Annotated in this window: 23 protein-coding genes and 1 pseudogene; 14 read left to right on the plus strand and 10 right to left on the minus strand. The window is 43.5% G+C overall.

Going from position 1 to position 21,865, the window contains the following annotated elements:
• The first annotated feature begins 3 nt into the window (after window positions 1–3).
• The 5 genes from RUMAL_RS07450 (at window position 4) to RUMAL_RS07475 (ending at window position 3,672) form a co-directional block, all read left to right on the plus strand.
• Complete coding sequence (locus RUMAL_RS07450) at window positions 4–459, plus strand: hypothetical protein (RefSeq protein WP_013498138.1); 456 nt, start codon at window positions 4–6, stop codon at window positions 457–459.
• 179 nt (window positions 460–638) lie between these two features.
• Window positions 639–1,424, plus strand: a complete 786-nt coding sequence (locus tag RUMAL_RS21290; protein ID WP_013498139.1) for an HYD1 signature containing ADP-ribosyltransferase family protein — start codon at window positions 639–641, stop codon at window positions 1,422–1,424.
• A 46-nt stretch (window positions 1,425–1,470) separates the two neighbouring features.
• Window positions 1,471–1,878, plus strand: a complete 408-nt coding sequence (locus tag RUMAL_RS07465) for a hypothetical protein (protein WP_043550701.1) — start codon at window positions 1,471–1,473, stop codon at window positions 1,876–1,878.
• An 87-nt stretch (window positions 1,879–1,965) separates the two neighbouring features.
• Window positions 1,966–2,397: a polymorphic toxin-type HINT domain-containing protein gene (locus RUMAL_RS22055; RefSeq protein ID WP_013498141.1), complete on the plus strand. Its 432-nt coding sequence runs from the start codon at window positions 1,966–1,968 to the stop codon at window positions 2,395–2,397.
• An 807-nt stretch (window positions 2,398–3,204) separates the two neighbouring features.
• On the plus strand, window positions 3,205–3,672 hold the full coding sequence (locus tag RUMAL_RS07475; protein WP_013498142.1) for a hypothetical protein: 468 nt from the start codon (window positions 3,205–3,207) through the stop codon (window positions 3,670–3,672).
• A 634-nt stretch (window positions 3,673–4,306) separates the two neighbouring features.
• Here the strand turns inward: RUMAL_RS07475 and RUMAL_RS21745 are convergent.
• The 8 genes from RUMAL_RS21745 to RUMAL_RS22430 form a co-directional block, all read right to left on the minus strand.
• Complete coding sequence (locus RUMAL_RS21745; protein ID WP_043550769.1) at window positions 4,307–4,630, minus strand: hypothetical protein; 324 nt, start codon at window positions 4,628–4,630, stop codon at window positions 4,307–4,309.
• 204 nt (window positions 4,631–4,834) lie between these two features.
• Complete coding sequence (tnpC, locus tag RUMAL_RS22420; RefSeq protein WP_242843411.1) at window positions 4,835–5,755, minus strand: IS66 family transposase; 921 nt, start codon at window positions 5,753–5,755, stop codon at window positions 4,835–4,837.
• On the minus strand, window positions 5,683–6,345 hold the full coding sequence (locus tag RUMAL_RS22425) for an IS66 family transposase zinc-finger binding domain-containing protein (protein ID WP_050793274.1): 663 nt from the start codon (window positions 6,343–6,345) through the stop codon (window positions 5,683–5,685). Before RUMAL_RS22425 ends, tnpC (RUMAL_RS22420) begins: the two co-directional genes overlap by 73 nt.
• A gap of 92 nt (window positions 6,346–6,437) precedes the next feature.
• Complete coding sequence (gene tnpB, locus RUMAL_RS07495; protein WP_013483393.1) at window positions 6,438–6,794, minus strand: IS66 family insertion sequence element accessory protein TnpB; 357 nt, start codon at window positions 6,792–6,794, stop codon at window positions 6,438–6,440.
• Between the two features lie 72 nt (window positions 6,795–6,866).
• Entirely contained in the window at window positions 6,867–7,106 is a 240-nt protein-coding gene (gene tnpA / locus RUMAL_RS07500) for an IS66 family insertion sequence element accessory protein TnpA (protein WP_013498143.1), read from the minus strand.
• A 100-nt stretch (window positions 7,107–7,206) separates the two neighbouring features.
• Window positions 7,207–7,806, minus strand: coding sequence for a recombinase family protein (locus RUMAL_RS07505; protein WP_013498144.1), 600 nt, complete (start codon window positions 7,804–7,806; stop codon window positions 7,207–7,209).
• A 17-nt stretch (window positions 7,807–7,823) separates the two neighbouring features.
• Window positions 7,824–9,407 (minus strand): relaxase/mobilization nuclease domain-containing protein, encoded by a 1,584-nt coding sequence (locus tag RUMAL_RS07510; RefSeq protein WP_242837770.1) that lies wholly within the window; start codon window positions 9,405–9,407, stop codon window positions 7,824–7,826.
• The gene (locus RUMAL_RS22430; protein ID WP_028504451.1) at window positions 9,302–9,973 is read right to left on the minus strand and encodes a plasmid mobilization protein; all 672 of its coding nucleotides are present in this window, start codon (window positions 9,971–9,973) and stop codon (window positions 9,302–9,304) included. Before RUMAL_RS22430 ends, RUMAL_RS07510 begins: the two co-directional genes overlap by 106 nt.
• A 536-nt stretch (window positions 9,974–10,509) precedes the next feature.
• Here RUMAL_RS22430 and RUMAL_RS07520 point away from each other — a divergent pair.
• The 4 genes from RUMAL_RS07520 (at window position 10,510) to RUMAL_RS07535 (ending at window position 13,607) form a co-directional block, all read left to right on the plus strand.
• Window positions 10,510–10,908: a hypothetical protein gene (locus tag RUMAL_RS07520; protein WP_013498146.1), complete on the plus strand. Its 399-nt coding sequence runs from the start codon at window positions 10,510–10,512 to the stop codon at window positions 10,906–10,908.
• A 155-nt stretch (window positions 10,909–11,063) separates the two neighbouring features.
• On the plus strand, window positions 11,064–11,267 hold the full coding sequence (locus RUMAL_RS07525; protein ID WP_028504450.1) for a transposon-encoded TnpW family protein: 204 nt from the start codon (window positions 11,064–11,066) through the stop codon (window positions 11,265–11,267).
• 90 nt (window positions 11,268–11,357) lie between these two features.
• A complete protein-coding gene (locus tag RUMAL_RS07530; RefSeq protein WP_013498148.1) occupies window positions 11,358–12,986 on the plus strand; it encodes a recombinase family protein in 1,629 nt (542 codons plus the stop codon).
• Window positions 12,987–13,076: 90 nt separating this feature from the next.
• Window positions 13,077–13,607 carry a helix-turn-helix transcriptional regulator gene (locus RUMAL_RS07535; protein ID WP_013498149.1) on the plus strand — a complete coding sequence of 177 codons (531 nt, stop codon included), beginning with the start codon at window positions 13,077–13,079 and terminating at the stop codon, window positions 13,605–13,607.
• Between the two features lie 116 nt (window positions 13,608–13,723).
• Here the strand turns inward: RUMAL_RS07535 and RUMAL_RS07540 are convergent, their stop codons facing one another.
• Complete coding sequence (locus RUMAL_RS07540; protein ID WP_013498150.1) at window positions 13,724–14,320, minus strand: haloacid dehalogenase-like hydrolase; 597 nt, start codon at window positions 14,318–14,320, stop codon at window positions 13,724–13,726.
• A gap of 325 nt (window positions 14,321–14,645) precedes the next feature.
• On the opposite strand from RUMAL_RS07540, the gene tnpA (RUMAL_RS07545) reads away from it, so the two are divergent.
• The 5 genes and pseudogenes from tnpA (RUMAL_RS07545) (at window position 14,646) to RUMAL_RS07565 (ending at window position 17,295) form a co-directional block, all read left to right on the plus strand.
• Entirely contained in the window at window positions 14,646–14,963 is a 318-nt protein-coding gene (gene tnpA / locus RUMAL_RS07545) for an IS66 family insertion sequence element accessory protein TnpA (RefSeq protein WP_013483392.1), read from the plus strand.
• Entirely contained in the window at window positions 14,957–15,313 is a 357-nt protein-coding gene (gene tnpB / locus RUMAL_RS07550) for an IS66 family insertion sequence element accessory protein TnpB (RefSeq protein ID WP_013483393.1), read from the plus strand. Before tnpA (RUMAL_RS07545) ends, tnpB (RUMAL_RS07550) begins: the two co-directional genes overlap by 7 nt.
• A gap of 92 nt (window positions 15,314–15,405) precedes the next feature.
• Complete coding sequence (locus RUMAL_RS22435; protein ID WP_043550705.1) at window positions 15,406–16,068, plus strand: IS66 family transposase zinc-finger binding domain-containing protein; 663 nt, start codon at window positions 15,406–15,408, stop codon at window positions 16,066–16,068.
• A pseudogene (gene tnpC, locus RUMAL_RS22440) lies at window positions 16,061–16,918 on the plus strand (IS66 family transposase). The gene RUMAL_RS22435 and the pseudogene tnpC (RUMAL_RS22440) overlap by 8 nt, the downstream one beginning before the upstream one ends.
• On the plus strand, window positions 16,915–17,295 hold the full coding sequence (locus tag RUMAL_RS07565) for a hypothetical protein (protein ID WP_013498151.1): 381 nt from the start codon (window positions 16,915–16,917) through the stop codon (window positions 17,293–17,295). Before tnpC (RUMAL_RS22440) ends, RUMAL_RS07565 begins: the two are co-directional and overlap by 4 nt.
• 399 nt (window positions 17,296–17,694) lie before the next feature.
• Here RUMAL_RS07565 and RUMAL_RS20695 read toward each other — a convergent pair whose 3' ends face one another.
• Entirely contained in the window at window positions 17,695–21,396 is a 3,702-nt protein-coding gene (locus tag RUMAL_RS20695) for a carbohydrate binding domain-containing protein (RefSeq protein WP_013498152.1), read from the minus strand.
• Window positions 21,397–21,865: the final 469 nt, after the last annotated feature.

The following is a 21,865-nucleotide window of genomic DNA, read 5'->3' on the forward strand; positions in this document are numbered from 1 at the left end:
TTAATGATTGAAGATTTAATAGAATATTGTGTTAAAGGTGATATTAGCTATCGAATTATATCAAACGATGAGAAAGAAAAGATTAAAGGTTATATAAATGAACGATATCTTGATAAAAATAGAAAAAGTGGACGTACACTTTTCGACCATTTAAAAATCAGCGAAAGTGTTACTGCTGATGCTGTTGATTCATGGCAATGGTTGAAGCAGTTTTTCAAAGAGAAAAAGGCGGTTGCTTTTTTTAGATATGATGAAGAACAATACGTTGAATTGTATGATAGTAGTCTTTTCTTTGAATTCTATGATGATTATGCAGCAATTGAGTTCTATTTGATAGATTCAAATGGAGAATATCTATGCGGTTATAATCATTCTCATTGTATTTTTACAATGGGAACTGCTGCCGATTGGTTAGAGAACAATGAGCAATATCGAAATTATTATGGATATGATTTGTGATTTGAATATGTGGCTGATTGTCGAAAAAGTATAATGATATTTTCGATCTATTTGCCGAGGTCAAAATAAACTGACCTCGGCAATTTTTTGCAAACCACTTGACAAAACATTAAACTTATGGCAAAATATAGATAAGCGAATGATTTTTTGTATGTTCAATACAGCTTCTGCTTTCACTCATGTCTCTGCATCAGAACTGCTTTACAGGAGAAACACTTGTATCGACTGAGGACGGACAGAAGAGAATCGACGAGATAGAAGTCGGTGACAAGGTATGGGCGTATGACATATACACTGGAAAAACAGAGCTTAAAGAAGATCTGACAGTATATGTTCACGATGATGAGACAGAGATACTCCACCTTCACACAACAGCCGGCGACATAGACACAACAACAAATCACCCATTCTATGTAAACGGCAGAGGCTGGGTAGCTGCAGGCGACTTAACTGTTGGTGATGAGATTTATCAGCTTGACGGGTCAATTGCTGTTGTTACTGGTTCGCAGTTTGAGAAGCTTGATGTGCCTGTTAAGGTTTATAACCTTGATGTTGAAGATTTCCATTCTTACTTTGTTGGTGATGTGCCGGTTTTGGTGCATAATTATGGTGGTTCAAGTGATGATACTCCAAATACGCTCTACCATTACACAAATGAAAAGGGTCAAAATGCAATTTTAGAATCAAATGAATTGAAACCTTCGCTTAAAGCTAACAACCCAAATGATGCAAGATTTGGTGACGGTCAATATTTATCAGACCTTTTACCAGATGAATATTCGCCAATACAATTAGCGTCTCGGTTCATCCACAGACCAAACCGATACAAGTATACCCATTTTATAGAAATTTTAGTTGAAGGACTAAACGTTGTAAAAGGACGTGACGGAGTATATGTCATTCCTAATCAAGATTCTTTAGATTTGACTGGAAGAATTATACGATGGGGTAAAGTTGGGAGTTGATAGTACGGTATATATTTGTATTTCATTCTCTGATGATAAATATTACATGGAACTAAATAAGGAAAATGTAGCTTTAAGAGAAATAATACTCCATTCAAAATCATCCATATTCGAGATATCATGTTTTGATGATTGTTTAGCAGAAGGAGAAGTGGACATTCGCCAAACTGAAGGAGAGATTCTAAAACTCACAAAAGAGCAATTCGAGGAAGTTTGGCAAGGCTATACCGCTCCGTGTAGACCTGAATGGAATAGAGTAAAAGAATCTATGACTATTGGTACACTTTTAAATATGAAACAGTGTTACATTTATCCGCAAGGAATTATACTTAAACAAAATCATATAACAGGATTGTGTAAAAAAATTGACGATTTTTCGTTAAATAAAATTGTAACAGTAAAGATAACCGGGTATGATGATTTGAATATGTGGTTAATTGCCGAAAAAATATAATAAGATTAGAACTATTTGCCCAGGTCAAGATAATCTCAAAGTTTCGTCTCTTTTTTTGGTACTGTAAAGACAATTTGTCGGCTGGGTTTGGTTGCCGCAGGTGACTTGGCTGTTGGTGATGAGATTTATCAGCTTGACGGTTCAATTGCTGTTGTTACTGGTTCGCAGTTTGAAAAGCTTGATGTGCCTGTTAAGGTTTATAATCTTGAGGTTGAGGATTTCCATTCCTATTTTGTTGGTGATGTGCCGGTTTTGGTGCATAACTATGGGAATGATGAACATCTGCCAACATATAATACGCCAGGAACTGGACCATTAAATAAATACGACGAATACGGTAATATTATCCAAACAAAGTATTATGACGAGTATGGTAGGCAAATAGGTTGGGTCGATTTTACCGATCATGGGTATCCTGATGTCCATACAATACCACATTGGCACGAAGTGATTTATAATGTTATTTTCCCAGATGGAAAAATAATCAATCATAGAATGGATCCAAATCCACCATTTTAACTAATTCCTGAATCTGCAAAGTTCATGTGTATTAAAATAGTAAAAGCATTGATATTTCAACGTTAAATTTACTGTTTCATAGTACAATTATAGGTTATCAGTTGGGTGAAGTCACAAATAGTTATTATATCGCTAATAAACTGCGTTATATTGCTGTATTTTTCGCATATTTGTTGATTGAACTTTGCGGATTAAGGTAATTCTTTGTAAATTCTAAATGTTGTATGTCGAATGAAAAGAGTAATGTATTATTTGTTTGTACATTATTTTTAAAAAGGTATTCAATATTTAGCATTAACGATATACTAATAGGGAGGGATAAAGATACTATTTACTTTAGATGATAGTAACTTTAATACTAGTAAGATCATCAATATAATAAATGCAATTTCTACCATTGATAATAAAAATACTTATTTTATAATTAAACAATACGAGATTGCATTATTAAATAAGTACTATGATTGTTATGAATTACCTAATGATTTAATAACAACTTTTGTTAAAATGCAAATTAAGAGTAATGGATTTGCTTGCATAGATTATTCCATGTTTATGCAGTCATTAAATGAATGCAGGACAGTATATTATGGTTTAATTGAAGCATATTCCTCTAATAATAAGCTTTTTCAATTAAAAATCCATGACGGTGATATTATAGAAATCGATTAAAAGCGGCACAACAACTTGGCATTGAAAAGGTAAAAGTTGATGTAATAATATCATATGAAGAGTCTAACGAGTTGGGAATAACTCAATTAGAAATATTTAAGCCTGTTCCAAAACAATATAGGTAATGATGGTAAAATGGGATTTGAAAGTTATTCATGCAAAGTTGTGATGGACAATTCAGATAATGATGGTGTACTTAATGAATTTAACAATACTGTATCAAATATTTTGGATTTAAAAGTAAAAGAATTTAATAGTTACTATATTTATAAAAATATAGAAATTTATGTAGAAAAAGAAAACTTTGTTTCTTTTATTTTGAAGGGTTGTTTTATTTGTTATAATCAAGGATTAGATCAAATGATCGATATAATTAATTGTATAAAAGAAGTTGGTAATGTACGCATATATTGCTTAGATCAATTAATTGATGATATTTCTTTTAAAACAAATATAAAGATACTATACAAAGAAAAGCAGGATTTTTTTGATAAAAAATATTCTAATATTATAGTAGAAACAACTTGTACTGGTTTTTATAGAATAAAGCCCTATATTGACTTTATGTTAAAAATAAAAAGTAAATTAGGGTTCTATAAATGAGCAATTTCGTCAAACTTCACGAATTTCGCGCCGAAAAGCGTACCAAAATACGCATCAGCGAAGTGGGATTCCAAAGGGGGGCACCCACACGGTGGTGCGCCCCTTATGGTGGGGTACGGGGCAAAGCCCCATTAAAATCAGCTGCGAGACTACAAACTTACCGGTCTGCACACTATTTCGAGCAGCTGCTACTTCCTTTGGGCGATATGAGCAACAGCGAACGAGCATACCCCCGAACCGTCACCGCAAAGCCGTCAAAATTGAGATTTAGTTCTGTGAAACTGATTACTAAAAAGTACGAATTTCCAATAACCCTTAGCCTACTGGCGCACCTGATTTCCGTTTCACACAAGTCATAATCAGAATTGTGGAGCATTCCACAACAGGCATAAACCCTATTGAAACGAATAACCGCAAGCTCTCGGAAACGCTCTGTAAGCGTTTCTGAGGGCTTTTTCTTTTCAGCGGTTAGTTTTCCGCTCCGCAGGCTCGGACGGTGATGTGGAGCTTTTCCGTTCGTCTGACGGTCAAGCTGAGGTCTGCTCGGTGATGCCGTGACGGAGTTCATACGTAAGCGTATAACCCCCCGCATCATAAAAGCAAACAGCCGGGCAGATAACACCCGGCCGTAACATCATATTCTGGCTTTGATTTCTCCATTTCTCTTTGCGTCCATGTATATTTCTTTGAAATCAGCTTTGCTGTTCGGACCGAATATGATCGGCATAACAGATACCAGGCCATCGGAAATGATCGCATTTTTAAATGGCAGAAGCGCTGCATCAAGCAAAGTTGGCATCGGTGCATTTCTCAGCATTTCCTCCCAACTGCTGACAATGCCGTTTACAAGAAAAACAGAATTGTCATCGATCGATATAAATACCGATCCCTTTTTCCAATGTCGCTCAATGATAAATCTGCCGGTGATGCACCCTTTCCAGCTTTTAAGTATCTCCATGTGTTCTTCGGGCAGATCCGATCGCTCAAGATAATCATCAATGATCCATGTCCGTTCCCATAAAAGTGGGCAACCTCCGCAGCGTCCTGTGGGTCGATCATTCCTTGCCCGAAATAATCTTCCTCAGGAAGTATATGATATTCTCTGTTCACATAGTCAAGCAGTGGAAAAAACAGTTCATAAAACAGCTTTGCATCTTCATTACTAAGTTTCATTTTCTTCCCTCCATGGTAATAATATCGTCCCCGCAGGCTGTGAAAACAGCTCGGTCAGGTATTTCTCAGCATCAACACCGTTCGCCTGTGCAGTTGAAATGATCGAATACAGCGTTGCACTTGATCTGGCTCCGTTTGCTGTATTTGAAAACAGCCAATTTTTTCGGCCTAACGCAAACGGTCTTATTGCGTTTTCGGCTCTGTTGTTGTCGATAGGCACGTCTCCGTTTTCAAGAAACGTGTAAAGATATTTCCGTTCATTCAACGCATATCTTACTGCATCTGTCAGCTTGCCCTTACCACTGACCTGAACATTTTCAAGCCACGCAAAAAACTCGTCAAGCAAAGGCTTTACCTTCACAAGGCGCTGTTTATATCTGTATTCTGTGGAGCTGTCGGCAAGCAGATTTTCTTCGTGATATATCTTGTTGAAATATTCTACTGCCTTTGCCGCAACAGAAGTGCTGTGCAGCTTTTGGTCGTTCGGAAGAGCCTGAATAAAACCACGCCTTGCATGAGTCATACAGCCGCATCGCTTAGCACCCTCGACTGCATTGTAGGCATCGTATCCGTCACAGATAAGATAGCCGATAAATCCTTTCAGGAAATTCGAGGCGTGCTCACCCTTTCGTGTCGGCTGATAATCGAAAATGATGATGCTCCTGTCATTCATTTTGCCGTTGCAGTAGACCCACATTCTTGATGTCGTGGTAGGCTTTCGGCCTTCCTCGTGAAGCACCTGAACGGTCGTTTCATCGGCATGGATCATCTGCCCTGCGATAAGCATCTCATGCATTTTCTCCACAATCGGCAAACACCATTTTTCGGCAGCAGTGCCTACCCAATTAGACATAGTCGCTTTGAGCAGAGGTATGTTTTTGGAATTAAAGTCCTTTTCCTGACGGTGCAGAGGTACTGACTTTGCATATTTTCGTAGATGATATGAGCCAGAAGTTCGGGAGAGCAATAGCTTCCCGGGATCATAGCGTGAGGATATGGCGCACGGATGATATGACAAGGTTCGTCCCTTTCTTCGGGCTTTTCTCCGCACTCGGGACACTTGTACTTATGTACTATATGCCTGCGGATATGATATTTTGGCGGCGTAAATATAAGTTCATCGTAAGCCTTTTCGGGAGTCAGTTCTTCCATTTCGGCGCCGCATATTTCGCATACCGGGTTGTCAATTTTGTGATGTTCTTCTTTTACAGGCAGATTGTTCATCCATTCATCGTGAGTGCGTTTTTTCTTGCGCTTGTGTTCGGGAACAGTAATTGTTTCGGCAGATTTAGCTGCGGATTTTTCTTCATTGTTTCCGAACATGGAAAGCTGAACACCGAACTCCTTTTCCATAACAACAGATGTCTGCTCTGTTTTTCTTCCGAATATCTGCTTTCTGAACCACGCTAACTGCTGATTGGCAAGTGCTAGTTCTTCCTTGAGAACAGCGTTTTCATTACGGAGCGATACAATTTCCGATGTCATATTTGGTTCGGACATAAAGCACCCCTCCGTTCGTGATGATACTTTAATGATACCACGAAAAGAGGGGCTTTTCAAGCACATATTCTGAATATTCGGTAAGTATTGCCTTAATACAGCGCCCCCGGCTTTCCCTCACGGATAGCCTTCGGCTGCTCTATTTTCAAGCCTTCCAGAAGCCAGCGAATTTGCTGAGATGTGAGCATTACTGCTTCGGTCTCACTGCGCGGCCACTGGAATCTTCCGTTGTCAAGGCGCTTGTACAACAGCAGAAAACCATCGCCCTCCCACAGCAGACCTTTGATGCGGTCACAACGTCTGCCGCAGAACAAAAACAATGCTTTCGAGAACGGGTCAAGTCGAAGCTGAGCCTGAACGATAGTCGCAAGTCCGTCTATCCCGCGTCGAAGGTCGGTGTATCCCGTAACAAGATAGACCTGTGCGTCCGCTGCCAGATCATTCAGCATAGCTCATGCACCAAAGCGGTCAGAGTGTCCGCAGATATATCTGCCGGAAGAGATATTTGAAGTCCGTTTTTCTCAATGCGGATATTTTCGTTTGAGCAAGGAACTGATACAGGAACGATGGTCGGAGAATTTTCGATATACTTTTCTACGAACTTTTCTTAGGCGGTTGTAATACGTGTTTGGCTTGATCCCTTTTTCTTTGCACCATTCCCGGATCGTCAGACCGCTTGCCTGCTGTGCTTTGATCTGCGCAGACCATTCCTGAAGCTGCATTTCTTTTTTGATTGTTGTGATGGATGTTGTTTTGTCCATACCTGTTACCTCCTTGTCTAATCGTCTCCAATGAACTCCATGGATCAATTTGGATTATTCAATTTACTTCATGGTGTTCCTTGGAGTTTATTATACTTTATTAGACTTCGGTGGGGTAGGTGCTGGGGGTTATACGCTTACGTTCATACTCACGCACACGGCGGTAAAAGGTATTTGCCGACATATCCATTCTCCGCATAAAATCACGCCCCGTGATGTGCTTTGATTTCCATTCCCCATAGAGCTGCCCGAACCTCGTCCAGTCGGTGGGGATAGGCTTTCGCCCGGTGTACTTGCCCTGTGCCTTAGCGATCTCGATGCCCTCACGCTGTCGCTGTTTAAGCTGCTCACGCTCCAACTGAGAGAGTGCAGCGAACACAGTCAACATAAATTTACCCGCAGGCGTGTCGGTGTCAATTTTCTCCTTGTGGCTGATAAGGGTAACACCCTTTTCCGTCAGGGTGTCGATGATGTTCAGCAAGTCTTTCGTGGAGCGTCCGAGACGGCTGATGCTCTCGATATAGAGAGTATCGCCCTCACGCACATAGTCCAGCATAGCCCTGAGCTGAGGGCGGTCTGTGTTCGCTCCTGATAGCTTCTCGGAGAAGATGCGGTCAACCTGATAGTCGCACATGATCTCCTGCTGTCTTGCCGTCTCCTGATGTTCGGTGGAAACTCTGATGTATCCGATTTTGCTCATGTTATCGTATCCTTTCATTATTCCAGATAGTTTTTGTTTTTCTGCTGGGTGAGCTTCTTCTGCCTGTATTTCTCACGCTCACGCCTGTTGTGTTCTTCGTTCATATAGTTTCTGACCTGTCGGACATACTTCTTCGCTGTATCACGCTTGGTGACAAATGCCGTGTGTTCAGGGAGAAGACTGTTATACTTCGATTTCAGCTTGTTGGACTTCTCCAAAAGGTCAAGCATTGTCGGCGGTTTGCCGTCAACAAGATAGGGCTGTCTATGCTCCTTGATGTACTTGGCTGTTTCCTCATAATCCTCGATAGCGGCGGCGTTTTTCTTCTTGAAACGGCTCTGAAACCAGCCCGATTTGCCTTGATACTCCTTGTAGACAGGTGCAAGCTCGTCACGGTGTTTCATCTTGGCGATAAGTGTGTCGATAGCTGTGTATTTCTTTTTCAGCTCCGCAAGTTCGTCCGTGTGGTCATCAGGGTGACCGCCCTTGTAAAAGAAACTCGCAAGCACATGATATGAAGTCACACCGCCCGATTCAAGGTCTGCGATAATTTCATTGGCTCTGCCCATACCACGAATCTCTGCCCACGGGTCGGCAGGTGGTGTTGCTTTCTTTTCTGCCTGCGCCTGCCTATCCTGCTCGTTGAGGATTTTGATATATTCCTCCTCGGTCATAACGCTGAGATTGCTTTCAGGTTCGTTCGCAACAGTTGTCGGTTTGGGTGCAGGAGTGATCTCGGCTGACCTCTCGTCAAGAAGTGCAAAGAATTCCTCGCTTGTGAGTCCTTTGCTCTTGGTTGGCTTAGTCGGTGCGGTAACTGTCGGTGTCGGCTCGGTCTTGGGTGTGACCGTAGGTTTGGGCGGTGCAACAGCCTTTTCGGGATTTTTCTTTTCAGCAAGCCTTTCCATAGCAGACTTTGCTTTCTGTATCTGCTCTATCTGCTCGGCTATTCGCTCTGCGGTGTAGTCTTCGCCCAGCGTTTCGGCTCTTGTGAATTTCTGCTGTCCCTCGCCCGAAAGTCTGAACTTCAGCTTGACTTTGTTCTGTGGCTTGTAAACATACTCGATACCGCTTGCAGAACAATTGCGGAGAAAATCTGCAAAGTCCTTGCTGTAAAATGCGACTTCGGCAATCTTGGCTCGGAGTTTGTCTTTCCACGACTTGCCCTGCAACTGCATATCACGTTCAAAATGAGATACGCCTTTCGCTTTCGGTTCAATTACAGATATGCCGTGTTCCTTGCATAGCTCGTCCGAAATAGCCCGTAACTGCGCCCATGACCTGTCCTTTACCTTGCCTTGATTGTGTTCGTAGGTAAAACTAAGCCCGTTGTAGAGATTTGTGTTGTTGAAAATGATGTGACAATGGGTATGGGACTTGTCTGTGTGAACGGCAAGCACATATTGATAGTTGCCTTGTAAGAAACGGTCGCACAATTCCTCTCCGATCTGCAAGGCTTGTTCGGGTGTCACTTCATCAGGAGCGAAACTCTGGACTATGTGGTGTGCGAGAATTTGTGTTCGTTCTGTGCCGCCTGCTCTGACGGCTCGGAAGTCGGCGGCAGCACCGATGCTGTCGGCTCGGCAGGAATAAGACTGCACATATAAGCCGTTGATGGTCTTATCACTTCGGGTGATGTAGTCAAGCGCCGCCCAGTCTGTTGCCTTGATTGAATGGATAGAAGTGTATGCCAAATTTCATTAACCCCTCTCTTTATCTCGGTAATATCCTCGGCATAGATGTGACCTGTGCTGTAAAGTCGGACAAGTATCTGATTGATGTTCGCTCCGATACGCTTCATAAGCCTGTTGGTTTCAGCAATCTCGGTGCGGTCGGGTGTGAGATCAACCCTTGCACGAACACAGTCACGGATATACTCCGTTTTGTTTTTATAGCCGTACTGCTCACACTTCGCAAGAATATCCTGCATTTCCGATTCCGTAAAGCGAACATTCAGCGTGTATGACTTCTTCTCCCTCTTGCGTTTCAGGTACTTGCGTTCATCGTTGGAAAGCTCGTCCTCGGACTTGTGTGCAAGGGTATCGTCAAGCTCGGCTCTGACCTCTTTGTCCAGAGCGTTGTTGATTGCTCCCTCATAGGTCATGCCCTCGAACTCCATAACCTTGCGTTTAGGCGGTCTGCCCCGCTTCTTTTTCTCGGTTTCCATAGTGGTGTCTCCTTTGTATTTATTTCGGCGTTAGCCGATTTTTCTGACCGCTTTGCGGTCATTTCGGGGCTTGGGGTGTCCCCAACAAGCATTGGTGGAATTTCGCTCGCTGTGCGGCGCATTCCACTATGCTTGTTATTTTTGTTGCGCTTAGGCGCATATTTTCTCGCCTGAGCGTTTCTCTCAGCTCAGGCTTTCGATGCTCCGTCATCGAATTTGGAGCGACAGCGACTTATCTACGACGCCGCTTTGGTCGGCGGTCATCTTCACTCACGCTCCTGCGTGATGTTCTCAATATCATCATCTCCAAAATTGTAAACTGGCTCGGCGCAGTTTCAGCGCAATGATGGCGGCAATCTTGTGAAAAGTTTGCCGTTAAAATTTTCCCCATAACAACTTGACGAACTCGAAAACTCTAATGGCGCACAAAGTTCATGCGCCCTGCGAATAGACAGATAGTTCCGAAATTTGCTATAATATTATCGTGGGGTTAAATCAAATCCTGCGATACTCAAAACCGAAAAGAGGTGATGCGAATGAGCAAGAAAGCTAAGAGTGAGGTCGCTGACAACTCTGCTGATGCTGTCATGGACGAAGTGCTGTCTGAGAATCAGGCAAAGCTCAACAAACTGAACAGTTCTATTCAGACAGCCTATGAGCGCCGCCGTAAGATTATTACGGACAGCAAACTCTACACCTACGATAAGCTCGCACAACTTTACGGCGGTGCTGAGGGGCAGGCACTTCTCGATGCTGTGACTGCGGAACATACGATGATCGGTAAGCTGACCAACAGCGGAATGTCCTACGCTGACATTGAGGGGCTGGTCGATAGCTCTGACGGTGCAGACAGCAAGTCGGGCAACAGCTCGGACAGTGATGTTGCTGACGGACAGACTTCCTTCTTTGAAAACGAAAATCCGTATACGGTTTAATATAACCAACAACAAAACGATAGCTGTAAGGGACGGCAGCAATGCCGTTCCGCACGGCTATAATCACAACCAACAACCATGAGGGTAAGAGATATAAAGCGAAGCCCTCAAACCAAAAGCATAGAAACAGACAAGCTAAAGGAGAAAAATTCGCTATGAATGAAACAACAACTGCCGCTGTTGCGGTATCGGGAAGTGTGTCCGAGTATCATATCGGGCATACGATTTACAGAGTGAAAACCGTCTTTAACCCAGCTTTTCGGCAAAGCCTGAGCGACATTCTCGCAAGGCTCATAACGGCTGACTGCGAGAAAATGCTCAGTGATAATGAACAGGAACAGGACAAGCAGGCTGTGTGAAATTTTAGCTTGGTGCGTATTGACTTTTTCGGCAATGCGCGCTAAACTATTATCATAGCTTGCTGTATCCTGTCGGAAAGTGAGGTTAAAATGACAGACAAGATAACAGCTTTATACTGCCGTCTGAGCCAAGATGATATGCTCGACGGCGAGAGCAACAGCATTACCAACCAGAAAGCAATTTTGCAGAAATTCGCTGAGGACAACGGCTTTCCAAACCCGACTTTCTATGTCGATGACGGAGTTTCGGGGACAACGTGGGAGCGTGACGGCTTCAAAGCGATGATGGCTGACATTGAGGACGGCAAGGTCGCTACGGTCATTACTAAGGATTTGAGCCGATTAGGTCGTGACTACCTGAAAACAGGTGAGCTGATCGAAATGGTGTTCCCTGATTATGATGTGCGTTACATTGCGGTCAACGATAATGTCGATACGGCAAAGTCGGAGAATGAGCTGCTTGCTTTCAAGAACATTTTTAATGACTGGTACGCCCGTGATTGCAGTAAGAAAATTCGTGCTGTGTTCAGGGCAAAAGGACAGTCGGGCAAGCACCTGTGTCCGCCCGTGTACGGCTACAAGAAGTCGGATACCGACAAGAATTTGTGGGTGATTGACGAGCCTGCCGCTGAGGTGGTACGCAAGATTTTCAAGCTCTGCATTGACGGCTACGGTCCGGTGCAGATCGCAAGGATTTTGACGGAGCAAGGCATACCAACACCGACCGCCTACGCATTATCGCAAGGTCGTGACAACGGCAGACACAACGCTAAAACATACCGCTGGGGAGCAAACACGATTGCCCATATCCTCGAAAGGCTTGAATACTGCGGTCACACGGTCAATTTCCGTACAAAGATGAAGTCCTACAAGGTTCACAAAATCGTCTACAATCCGCAGAACGAGTGGCAGATATTTGAGAATACGCAAGAGCCTATCATCACGCAGCAGACCTTTGACTTGGTGCAGGAACTTCGCAAGCACAAGCGCAGACCGCAGAAAATGCAGACGGTCAATCCGTTCGCAGGAATGGTGTACTGTGCTGACTGCGGAGAAAAGATGTACCTGAGCCGCCGCAAGAATGAGCGTCCTGAACAGGAACACATGAGATGCTCCACATACGCAAAGGAACAGGATAAATGCACCGTCCACTATATCCGCACTTGCGTATTGAATGAGATCGTCCTCGGTGAACTTAACAAGCTCCTGATGATGGTGCGTGAGAATGAGGACGAGTTTATTCAGACGGCTATGAGCAATTCCGTTCAGCGTAAATCCTCGGAGCTTACTAAGGCGAAAAAGACCTTAAAGCAGGCAGAAAAGAGAATTACCGAACTGGACAAGCTCTTTACAAGGCTTTATGAAGATAATGTTCTCGGCAGGCTGTCGGATGAGCGTTTCACGATGATGTCGGCTGGATATGAGGACGAACAGGCAAAGCTGAAAGCTACCGTTGCGGAGCTTACAACCCTGATTGACGGTGCAGAGAAGAAGTCCTCCGATGTGACAGCTTTCCTCAAAGTGGTGCATAAGTATGAGCATATCGAAACGCTCACGCCTGAGATCATGCACGAACTGGTTGACAAGATCGTAGTCCACGAACCCGACAAGTCCAGCGGTAAGCGTGTGCAGGATATTGAGATACACTTCCGCTTTGATGTTGCGGTATCGACGATTTCCGTTGAAACAGGTAAATTGCAAATACTTCGTAATTGCTGAAAAAAGGTCGCATAATGCCTATTTTATGCGACCTGAATTAAGGGAGAAAAAACTTCTATATCACCACTGTGCTTTGCCGCCGGGGGTGAAATGACGGATGATGATATTGCAATTATCATGGATAAGCTGGAGATACTCATATCCCATTCTCCGATTTATATACGAGAAAGAGGACTGGATACTCTATTTATGGCATCAAGGCTGGTCTCGGCGGATGATGGCAGCGATGAGTGTATATACGGACTCAGCGAAGATATCAATATCAAGATAGGAAAGCTTTCCGATAAACGTCATCACGCATACTATAAAGACTATCTTCAGGTAAGGAACTCCATGTACTGTGAGCCCGGGAAAGAATGGGATGCACAGAAGACCTGCCGTGATTTTCAGCTGAGTTATGGTCATTTCCGTGCAACCTACAAAGATATTTTTGGTATAAGTTTTCATCAGGATCTGATCATGAGCCGTATCTCAATGGCGAAATACCTTTTGCTGTCTACTGTAATAGGTATACCTGCGATATCTTTCAAATGCGGTTATACGGATGAAAAGTATTTCATGCGCCAGTTCCGCCGCTTAACGGGAAGTACACCGAACAGCTACCGTAACAGTACTATCTGATAATCAGTGGTCAAAAAAATGATCCCCTCGGAGTTTTACACGATCTCATTTTTCGTATAAACTTTTAGGGGATCTTATCTATTCAGTCAGATATCGGTCGGAACGAATTGCGTTTTTCAGAGCCTTGCTCTGCTTTGCTCAGTCATTTTTTTCAGTCTGCCTTTTTCGACGATATATACTTTGTCAGCAAGCTTCATAAGGGGCTTGTCATTGAATGAATCGGTGTAGAAGCTGTCGATAGGGGTGTCACCGTAAATTTCTTTGTAGCGTCTGGCTTTGTTCTCACCGAAGTTGAAATATATCATTTCACGTTTGTCGGGGTCGATAACGCTGCTGAGTATATTATCATTACCTAGTTTGTCCCTTATGCCGTCAATAAGCATATCAGGACCTGCTGTTATAATAACATCGTTCTTGCTTATGCGCTTTATCATATTTTTATCCAGTCTGTGGCTGTTCTCTTTCCAGAAGCATTTTACAATATCAGCAGCTTCGTACTTGTCTTTGACAGCTATTTTCAGAAATTCGTTTATGCTTTGTTCTGCTTTTTCCTTGTCCACAAGACACATCTTGTACTTAGCCAGATTTATCAGTATCGATGGTACATACAGCAGTATCCTTTTGTTTCTGCGTATCATATAAAACGCAAGATCCACCGAACTTTCGCCGTGGTATAGGGTGTTATCGAAATCAAATACTTTTATATCGTCCACAACCTTTCAGATCAGTATCAGTTATTCAAGCGGATAAGCAACTGAGTGATCGTTATATCAGTTTACTAAGTTTGCCGTCCTTGGATAATTATACCACAATAATATCTTCAAGTAAAGTGTTTTGATGCGCGGGTTAACACGGTATCTTGGTACAGCTTTTTCTGCACATAAAAAAGCTCCGACAGTAAGCGTATAACCACACGCACCTACCTCACCAAAGTCTAATGAAGTATAATAAACTCCAAACAACACCATGAAGTAAATTGAATAATCCAAATTGATCCATGGAGTTCATTGGAGACGATTAGACAAGGAGGTAACAGGTATGGACAAAACAACATCCATCACAACAATCAAAAAAGAAATGCAGCTTCAGGAATGGTCTGCGCAGATCAAAGCACAGCAGGCAAGCGGTCTGACGATCCGGGAATGGTGCAAAGAAAATGGGATCAAGCCAAACACGTATTACAACCGCCTAAGAAAAGTGCGTGAAAAGTATATCGAAAATTCTCCGACCATCGTTCCTGTATCAGTTCCTTGCTCAAACGAAAATATCCGCATTGAGAAAAACGGACTTCAAATATCTCTTCCGGCAGATATATCTGCGGACACTCTGACCGCTTTGGTGCATGAGCTATGCTGAATGATCTGGCAGCGGACGCACAGGTCTATCTTGTTACGGGATACACCGACCTTCGACGCGGGATAGACGGACTTGCGACTATCGTTCAGGCTCAGCTTCGACTTGACCCGTTCTCGAAAGCATTGTTTTTGTTCTGCGGCAGACGTTGTGACCGCATCAAAGGTCTGCTGTGGGAGGGCGATGGTTTTCTGCTGCTGTACAAGCGCCTTGACAACGGAAGATTTCAGTGGCCGCGCAGTGAAACAGAAGCTGTAATGCTCACATCTCAGCAAATTCGCTGGCTTTTAGAAGGTTTGAAGATCGAACAGCCGAAAGCTATCCGTGAAGGAAAACCGGGCGCGCTGTATTAAGGCAATACTTACCGAATATTCAGAATATGTGCTTGAAAAGCCCCTCTTTTCGTGGTATTATGGATGTATCATCACGAACGGAGGGTTGCTTTATGTCCGAACAAAATATGACATCGGAAATAGTATCACTCCGTAATGAAAATGCTGTCCTCAAAGAAGAACTAGCACTTGCCAACCAGCAGCTGGAATGGTTCAGAAAGCAGATATTCGGAAGAAAAACGGAGCAGACAGCTGTTGTCATGGAGAAAGAATTCGGTGTTCAGCTATCGATGTTCGGGAAAGAAGAAAAGTCTGTATATAAAGAGCATGGAACAATAACTGTTCCCGAACACAAGCGCAAGAAAAAGCGAACTTATGATGACTGGATGAGCAGTCTTCCTGTTAAAGAGGAACATCATGAGATCAAAGATCCCGTCTGTGAGATATGCGGCGCGAAAATGGTGGAGATCGGTGATGAAAAGGCTTATGATGAGCTTGTATATTCACCCGCCAAATTCTATATCCGCAGACATATCGTACATAAATACAAGTGTCCCGAGTGCGGAGAAAAGCCCGAAGAAAGAGACGAACCTTGTCATATCATCCGTGCGCCATATCCTCACGCTATGATCCCGGGAAGCTATTGCTCTCCCGAACTTCTGGCTCATATCATCTACGAAAAATATGCAAAAGTCAGTACCTCTGCACCGTCAGGAAAAGGACTTTTTTTAAATTTCCCAAAAAAAGATACCTTTGCTAAAAGCGACTATGTCTAATTGGGTAGGTGCTGCCGCTGAAAAATGGTGTCTGCCGGTCGTTGAGAAAATGCATGAAATGCTTATCGCAGGACAGATCATCCACGCTGATGAGACAACAGTGCAAGTTCTTCACGAGGAAGGCAGAAAAGCCACATCGGTATCGAGGATGTAGGTGTACTGCAACGGCAAGATGAACGACCGCAACATCATCATTTTCGATTATCAGCCCACAAGGAAAGGCGAGCATCCCTCGAATTTCCTTAAAGGCTTTATCGGATATCTGGTCTGTGACGGATATGATGCCTACAACGCTGTCGAGAGTGCGAAGCGGTGCGGCTGTATGACTCATACCAGGCGTGGTTTTATTCAGACTCTTCCGAACGACCAAAAGCTGCACAGCACTTCTGTTGCGGCAAAGGCAGTAGAATATTTCAACAAGATATATCACGAAGAAAATCTGCTTGCCGACAGCTCCACAGAATACAGATATGAACAGCGCCTTGTGAAGGTAAAGCCTTTGCTTGACGAGTTTTTTGCGTGGCTTGAAACTGTTCAGGTCAGCGGTAAGGGCAAGCTGACAGATGCAGTAAGATATGCGCTGAATGAACGGAAGTATCTGTATACATTTCTCGAAAACGGAGACGTGCCTATCGACAACAACAGAGCCGAAAACGCAATAAGACCGTTTGCTGTCGGCAGACGCAATTGGTTATTCAGTAACACAGCCAACGGAGCAAAAGCGAGCGCCGCACTGTATTCAGTCATTTCAACTGCACAAGCGAACGGTCTTGATGCCGAGAAATACCTGACCGAGCTGTTTTCACAGCCTGCGGGAACGATATTATTACCATGGAGGGAAGAAAAATGAAAGAAGTACTTGAAGAGTGCCGTTACTGCCATGCACCTCTGAAACTTGAGATCAGCGAGACTTCGATCCATACATTTCAAGGTCACAGGAATGAATTCACAATAAAGAACGAGCCCTATCTTGCCTGCACAAAATGCAATAACCGCTTTCAGGCAGAGCCGTACCAGTTTGAGAAAACCGGTGCATTCTTAGATTTTCTTATGTCGATCAAGCTGAAGAGCGCTGAGATCGAGTACAAAAACATGATTGTGTATGCCGTTTCGTCAGAGCCATCTGCACGGACTTTGAGAGAGCCACTTTCACGGAGTAAAGAGCCACTTGTGATAAACGCCATTCTCGAACTAGGTTCGTTCGCATTTATTCCACAGTCCACTTGACAGCAAGCCTCTATGAGTGCGGTAGTCCGGCAGCACAGGCAGGCAGCCACGAGGGCTGCTGCCTGGCCACCAGCCTACCACACTCATACTCACTGTCAAGCGGCTTTTGCGGCATAAAAGCTCACTCCGTCATGCAGATTATCGAAGTGGCTCTCATGTCTGGCAAGGTGGCTCTCAAACAGCGGCAGACTGGCTCTGAAACACCGTGCAGGTGGTTCTCACACGCCGGCGTATACAATGATCAAGTATGTTGATAAAAACCTCAAGTTTATATGCGTGGAATGATCAAACCCCTGCTCGGAAAAATCACGGGCAGGGGTGAGTTTTTTATGGGACGCGGTTTATTTTACGCTTACCTCCGACAAAATGAGTCAGAGCTTTTTATCATTTGAAACAGTATCAGTTCTTGAAAGCTATGCGGAAGAAGTTATAGAGGTGAGCTCTTATACAGTTATCTCCGTGATAGCCGCCGTTTACATAGTGCCATATATGAGGCACACCATTCTTTTCAAAGCTGGAGTGGTAGTTTTTGGGATTGTCATAAACGGTCTTATCGTCGCTGCCGGCAGTTATCATCAGGAAGTAGGGCTGATCATCACCGCTCCATCTGAATGAACCTGATACTCCGGGAGCAGGGCATATCGCACCGATGTAGCCGAATAAGTCGGGGCGCTTCATTCCGATCAGGAGCGATTCACGTCCGCCCATTGAGAAGCCTGTGATAGCAGTATTGTCCTGACCTGTTTTGATACTGAAATTTTTCGCAATATATGGCATAAGATCCTTGGTCAGATCGTTTATGAAGTTATCGTATGCCTGATTGTTTGTTTCATCCATACCTGTACAGGATCTCAGGGTAGGACTTGAGAATACATCAGGGAATACGCAGATCATTTCCTTGGCTGCTCCTTCTGCAATAGCATTTCCTATCATTTCGCGGGTATGCATATCGGCATTTCCTTTTGTGAGCATTCTGTCGATACCCTCATAGTAGCCGTGAAGGATGTACATTACGGGATATTGCTTGTTGGGATCATAGTTCGGGGGCAGAAGGATATTTACGTCCTTTTGTCTGTTGCAGGTGGTCGAATAGTAGCTCTTTTTCAGTATCTCACCGTAAGCTACACCATTCTTTGAACTATTTGCTGAATCAGGCTCTTTTTCAACTATACCGTTCTGGACCTTTGCGGTGAAATCCTTCATTGAAAGATGTGTGTTTATTACAGGAAATTCTTTGATCTCACCCAGAAGATATGACCTGAGCAGGGCTTCGTCGTTTTCATCAACAGCACCGCTGCGGTCTATATCAGCATTGTATTTTGAAGCACTGTTGTTTATACCCCTGATCATGCCTTTTTTGAGTTCTATAAGATCCTTTATCGTGATATTTCCGTCAAGATCAACATCGCCTGTTACGGGTGCTGCAGATCTGTTTATCTTAGTGCCTGCAGGAGCAGCAATGATCTCATCTATATAGAAATCACAAAGCTCCTGTGTGGTTTCTGCCACGAGAACAAGATTCTCGGCACCGCTTGGGATAGTGTACGAAGGATTGTACAGTTGTACGAACTTTCCTCGGTCGGCATAAGCTTGTGCTATCTTGTCATATTTCGTTTCGCCGTTCAGGTCGTACTGTAATGTTAGTTTGAACTCAGTGGTGTCTGAACCTTCAAGATTTGCAAAGCAGGCACTGAATGTGTAGCTCTTGCCCGGTACGAATGCACTTGTGCTCAGGGACTTCTGTCCGCCGTTCCATGCTCCGCTCCTTCCCGAAAGGCTGAGTGATTTGGAGCCTTTATACTTGGCAGAGGAGCTTGCAGCAGCTGTGCATCCGCCTCTTGCAGACCAGTCATCTGTACCGTTTTCAAAAGTATCATGGAAAATGTAGCTGCTTGTTTCGGTTCCGGAAGTGTTTCCTTGTGATACTGATGCGGAAGGTGCATCTATCTTTGTCCCGGCGGGAGCAGCTATAACTTCATCAATATAGAAATCACAGTTCTCCTCGGTGGTCTCAGCTACCAGCACAAGATTAGTAGCACCGGATGGGATAGTATATGAAGAATTGTAAAGCTGTACATACTTGCCGCGGTCGCCTGTTTCCTGAGCTATCTTGTCATAATTTGTCTGACCGTTCAGATCGTACTGTAATGTGAGCTTGAATTCTGCAGTGTCAGGACCTTCCCGATTTATAAAGCAGGCGCTGAACGCATAGCTTTTGCCCGGTACGAATATATTGGTGCTCAATGATCTCATTCCGCCGTTCCATGCTGCAGTTCTTTCCGAAAGACTTAATGAGTATGATCCGCTGTATTTTGAATCAGTGCTTACAGCAGCTGTACAGCCGCCTCTTGCAGACCATTTACCAATGCCGTTTTCAAAAGTATCATGGAGCAGGTAGCCGTCCGCATCAGGTTCAACTACGGAAGGCGGATTCCACTCAGCGCGTTCATAGTCAAAATAGTCAACATCAACGAAACCGCCTGTTGACTTTGTAGCGTAGCTGAATATAGCATTTCTGTATCCTGTGAAAAGTTTTAGATCATAAGTCATACTCAGCTGACTGCCTATCTTTTTCCATGATATACCGTCAAGAGAGTAATAAAAATTAACCTTGTCTATGTTGTTGGATACGTTATAATTTCCGTCAACGGTATTGAACTGAAATTCTGTTTTTAAAAATACAGTACTTCCGCTGAATGATACTTCTTCCTGTATCTTGTCAGCGCTGTTCATTACATCGTTTCCACCGTAATTGCCATTTGTAGCCATGTAGATCTTTTTTTCACCGCTGTCTGTAATACGCACTCCTATATTTCCGTAGTTATACTGGAAAGCTGAAAGACCTGCATAGTCGCCCGGTTTCATATTGGATACATCCATTTTTATAATGCCGGAACAGGAGGGACCTTCTGTTCTCATGGTCAGTGTATTTCTGGCATTCATTATGCTTTTTGCTGTGTAACCGTTTTTAAGGCGCAGCCAGCCCGGTCTTTCGGTAAGGGACCAGTACCTGTTGTCAGGGTTATGGTTCCACTGCCATTCAGGTTTAAGCTTATTATTGCTGTAAACAAATTCGTCATCCACGGCAAGCTGTGTGCCTTTGTGATCACCGGGAATATCCAGTACTACAGGTGCTTTGCCGTTTACACCCATGATCGGCCAGTCGTTCTGCCAAGTAACAGGGACAAGAACAGGTATACGTCCGACCGCACCATGATCCTGGAAAAGAAGTCCGTACCAATCACCGTCGGGTGTATCTACTATACCGCCCTGAGCCACTCCTGAACCGTAGGTGCCGAGTCCCGAATCAAGTACGGTCTTGCCTTCAAAAGTTCCGGTAAGGCTCTTGCTGCGGTAGCAAAGTTCGATCCTTTTGCTGCCGCTTGGCCATGCTATAAGGAATACGTAGTACCAGCCGTTTATTTTCTGTACATGAGCGCCCTCGCCCGCAAGTCCCGAAAGACCTGTCCTGATGATAGTACGCTCCTGTGCGCCGTATGCAAATCCTGTCATCTGTGAGTTGAGCTCCTTGATCTTGATATTGCCGTCGCCGCCGTAAACGAGATAGTTTCTTCCGTCGTCATCGAAAAGGATAGAAGCATCATGGTACATACCGCTTATCTCACTTTTTGTCCAGCTGCCGTTCTCGATATCATTTGTCTTGTAAATATATGACTTGTTCGTGCCGTAGCTTCCGAAAAATACAAAGAACGTTCCTTTGTGATATCTCAGACTTGCAGCCCATGAACCGTGAGAATAGTCATGCTGGCCGTTTGAAAGCGTCTGCTTAGCACCGTCAGCCATGGTATCATAAACATAGGAGCATATCTCCCATGATACAAGGTCTTTCGATTTCATAACAGGCACGCCGGGGCTGAAGTACATGGTAGTACTTACCATATAGTAAGTATCACCGACCCTTATTATATCAGGGTCGGGAACATCTGCCCATATTATTGGGTTAGCTACCTGTCCTGTTTCAAGAGCGTGTGCAGTTGTCACAGGCATCTCTCCGCAAGCGGCTGCCATACAGGATGCTGCAAGTGCCGCTGATGACAATACTGACAGTAGTCTTTGGGTTATCGGTTTTGGTCTTGACATTTCTTATTCCTCCCGTTCTTATTTATATATTACAGCAAACGAGATCCTTTGATTTACGTTTGCAGTTTTCTATTATTTACTGGAATTTGGTGATATATATGATAATATTATTATATACCACAATAATGCACTGAGCTGTTTTAAAACAAAAATTGATCTAATATGGTGATGTGTCTTAAAAATATCAATATAATTGCTTGATTTAGTGTAAGCTGTCTTTATTGTTAAAAATTATAGCACGGTCAATATTTCTTGTCAAGAAAATTCTTAATCTATTTGAAGGTTAATTTTTTGATATATTACAGATATCAATAAGTTTTTAATATCTGTATTTTATAATATCGATTGTAAAAACGAAAGCATATCATATTTCACAGGGCGAGTTTATCGGCAGTATTACCGGTATTTTTGTAAGACTTATCTTCGGCGGAAGAAAAATTTTCTTGCACTACTTGACAAATTCGGGATT

Origin of the sequence: Ruminococcus albus 7 = DSM 20455 (genome assembly GCF_000179635.2) — a bacterium.
Classification (GTDB): Bacteria; Bacillota; Clostridia; order Oscillospirales; family Ruminococcaceae; genus Hominimerdicola; species Hominimerdicola alba.

Coding starts and splice junctions, on each gene's coding strand:
- RUMAL_RS07450 (WP_013498138.1), top strand. CDS start 4: ATGATTGAAGATTTAATAGAATATTGTGTTAAAGGTGATATTAGCTAT.
- RUMAL_RS21290 (WP_013498139.1), top strand. CDS start 639: ATGTCTCTGCATCAGAACTGCTTTACAGGAGAAACACTTGTATCGACT.
- RUMAL_RS07465 (WP_043550701.1), top strand. CDS start 1,471: ATGGAACTAAATAAGGAAAATGTAGCTTTAAGAGAAATAATACTCCAT.
- RUMAL_RS07475 (WP_013498142.1), top strand. CDS start 3,205: ATGGGATTTGAAAGTTATTCATGCAAAGTTGTGATGGACAATTCAGAT.
- RUMAL_RS21745 (WP_043550769.1), bottom strand. CDS start 4,630: ATGGAGATACTTAAAAGCTGGAAAGGGTGCATCACCGGCAGATTTATC.
- RUMAL_RS22425 (WP_050793274.1), bottom strand. CDS start 6,345: ATGTCCGAACCAAATATGACATCGGAAATTGTATCGCTCCGTAATGAA.
- tnpB (WP_013483393.1), bottom strand. CDS start 6,794: ATGCTGAATGATCTGGCAGCGGACGCACAGGTCTATCTTGTTACGGGA.
- tnpA (WP_013498143.1), bottom strand. CDS start 7,106: ATGGACAAAACAACATCCATCACAACAATCAAAAAAGAAATGCAGCTT.
- RUMAL_RS07505 (WP_013498144.1), bottom strand. CDS start 7,806: ATGAGCAAAATCGGATACATCAGAGTTTCCACCGAACATCAGGAGACG.
- RUMAL_RS22430 (WP_028504451.1), bottom strand. CDS start 9,973: ATGGAAACCGAGAAAAAGAAGCGGGGCAGACCGCCTAAACGCAAGGTT.
- RUMAL_RS07520 (WP_013498146.1), top strand. CDS start 10,510: ATGAGCAAGAAAGCTAAGAGTGAGGTCGCTGACAACTCTGCTGATGCT.
- RUMAL_RS07525 (WP_028504450.1), top strand. CDS start 11,064: ATGAATGAAACAACAACTGCCGCTGTTGCGGTATCGGGAAGTGTGTCC.
- RUMAL_RS07530 (WP_013498148.1), top strand. CDS start 11,358: ATGACAGACAAGATAACAGCTTTATACTGCCGTCTGAGCCAAGATGAT.
- RUMAL_RS07535 (WP_013498149.1), top strand. CDS start 13,077: ATGACGGATGATGATATTGCAATTATCATGGATAAGCTGGAGATACTC.
- tnpA (WP_013483392.1), top strand. CDS start 14,646: ATGGACAAAACAACATCCATCACAACAATCAAAAAAGAAATGCAGCTT.
- tnpB (WP_013483393.1), top strand. CDS start 14,957: ATGCTGAATGATCTGGCAGCGGACGCACAGGTCTATCTTGTTACGGGA.
- RUMAL_RS22435 (WP_043550705.1), top strand. CDS start 15,406: ATGTCCGAACAAAATATGACATCGGAAATAGTATCACTCCGTAATGAA.
- RUMAL_RS07565 (WP_013498151.1), top strand. CDS start 16,915: ATGAAAGAAGTACTTGAAGAGTGCCGTTACTGCCATGCACCTCTGAAA.
- RUMAL_RS20695 (WP_013498152.1), bottom strand. CDS start 21,396: ATGTCAAGACCAAAACCGATAACCCAAAGACTACTGTCAGTATTGTCA.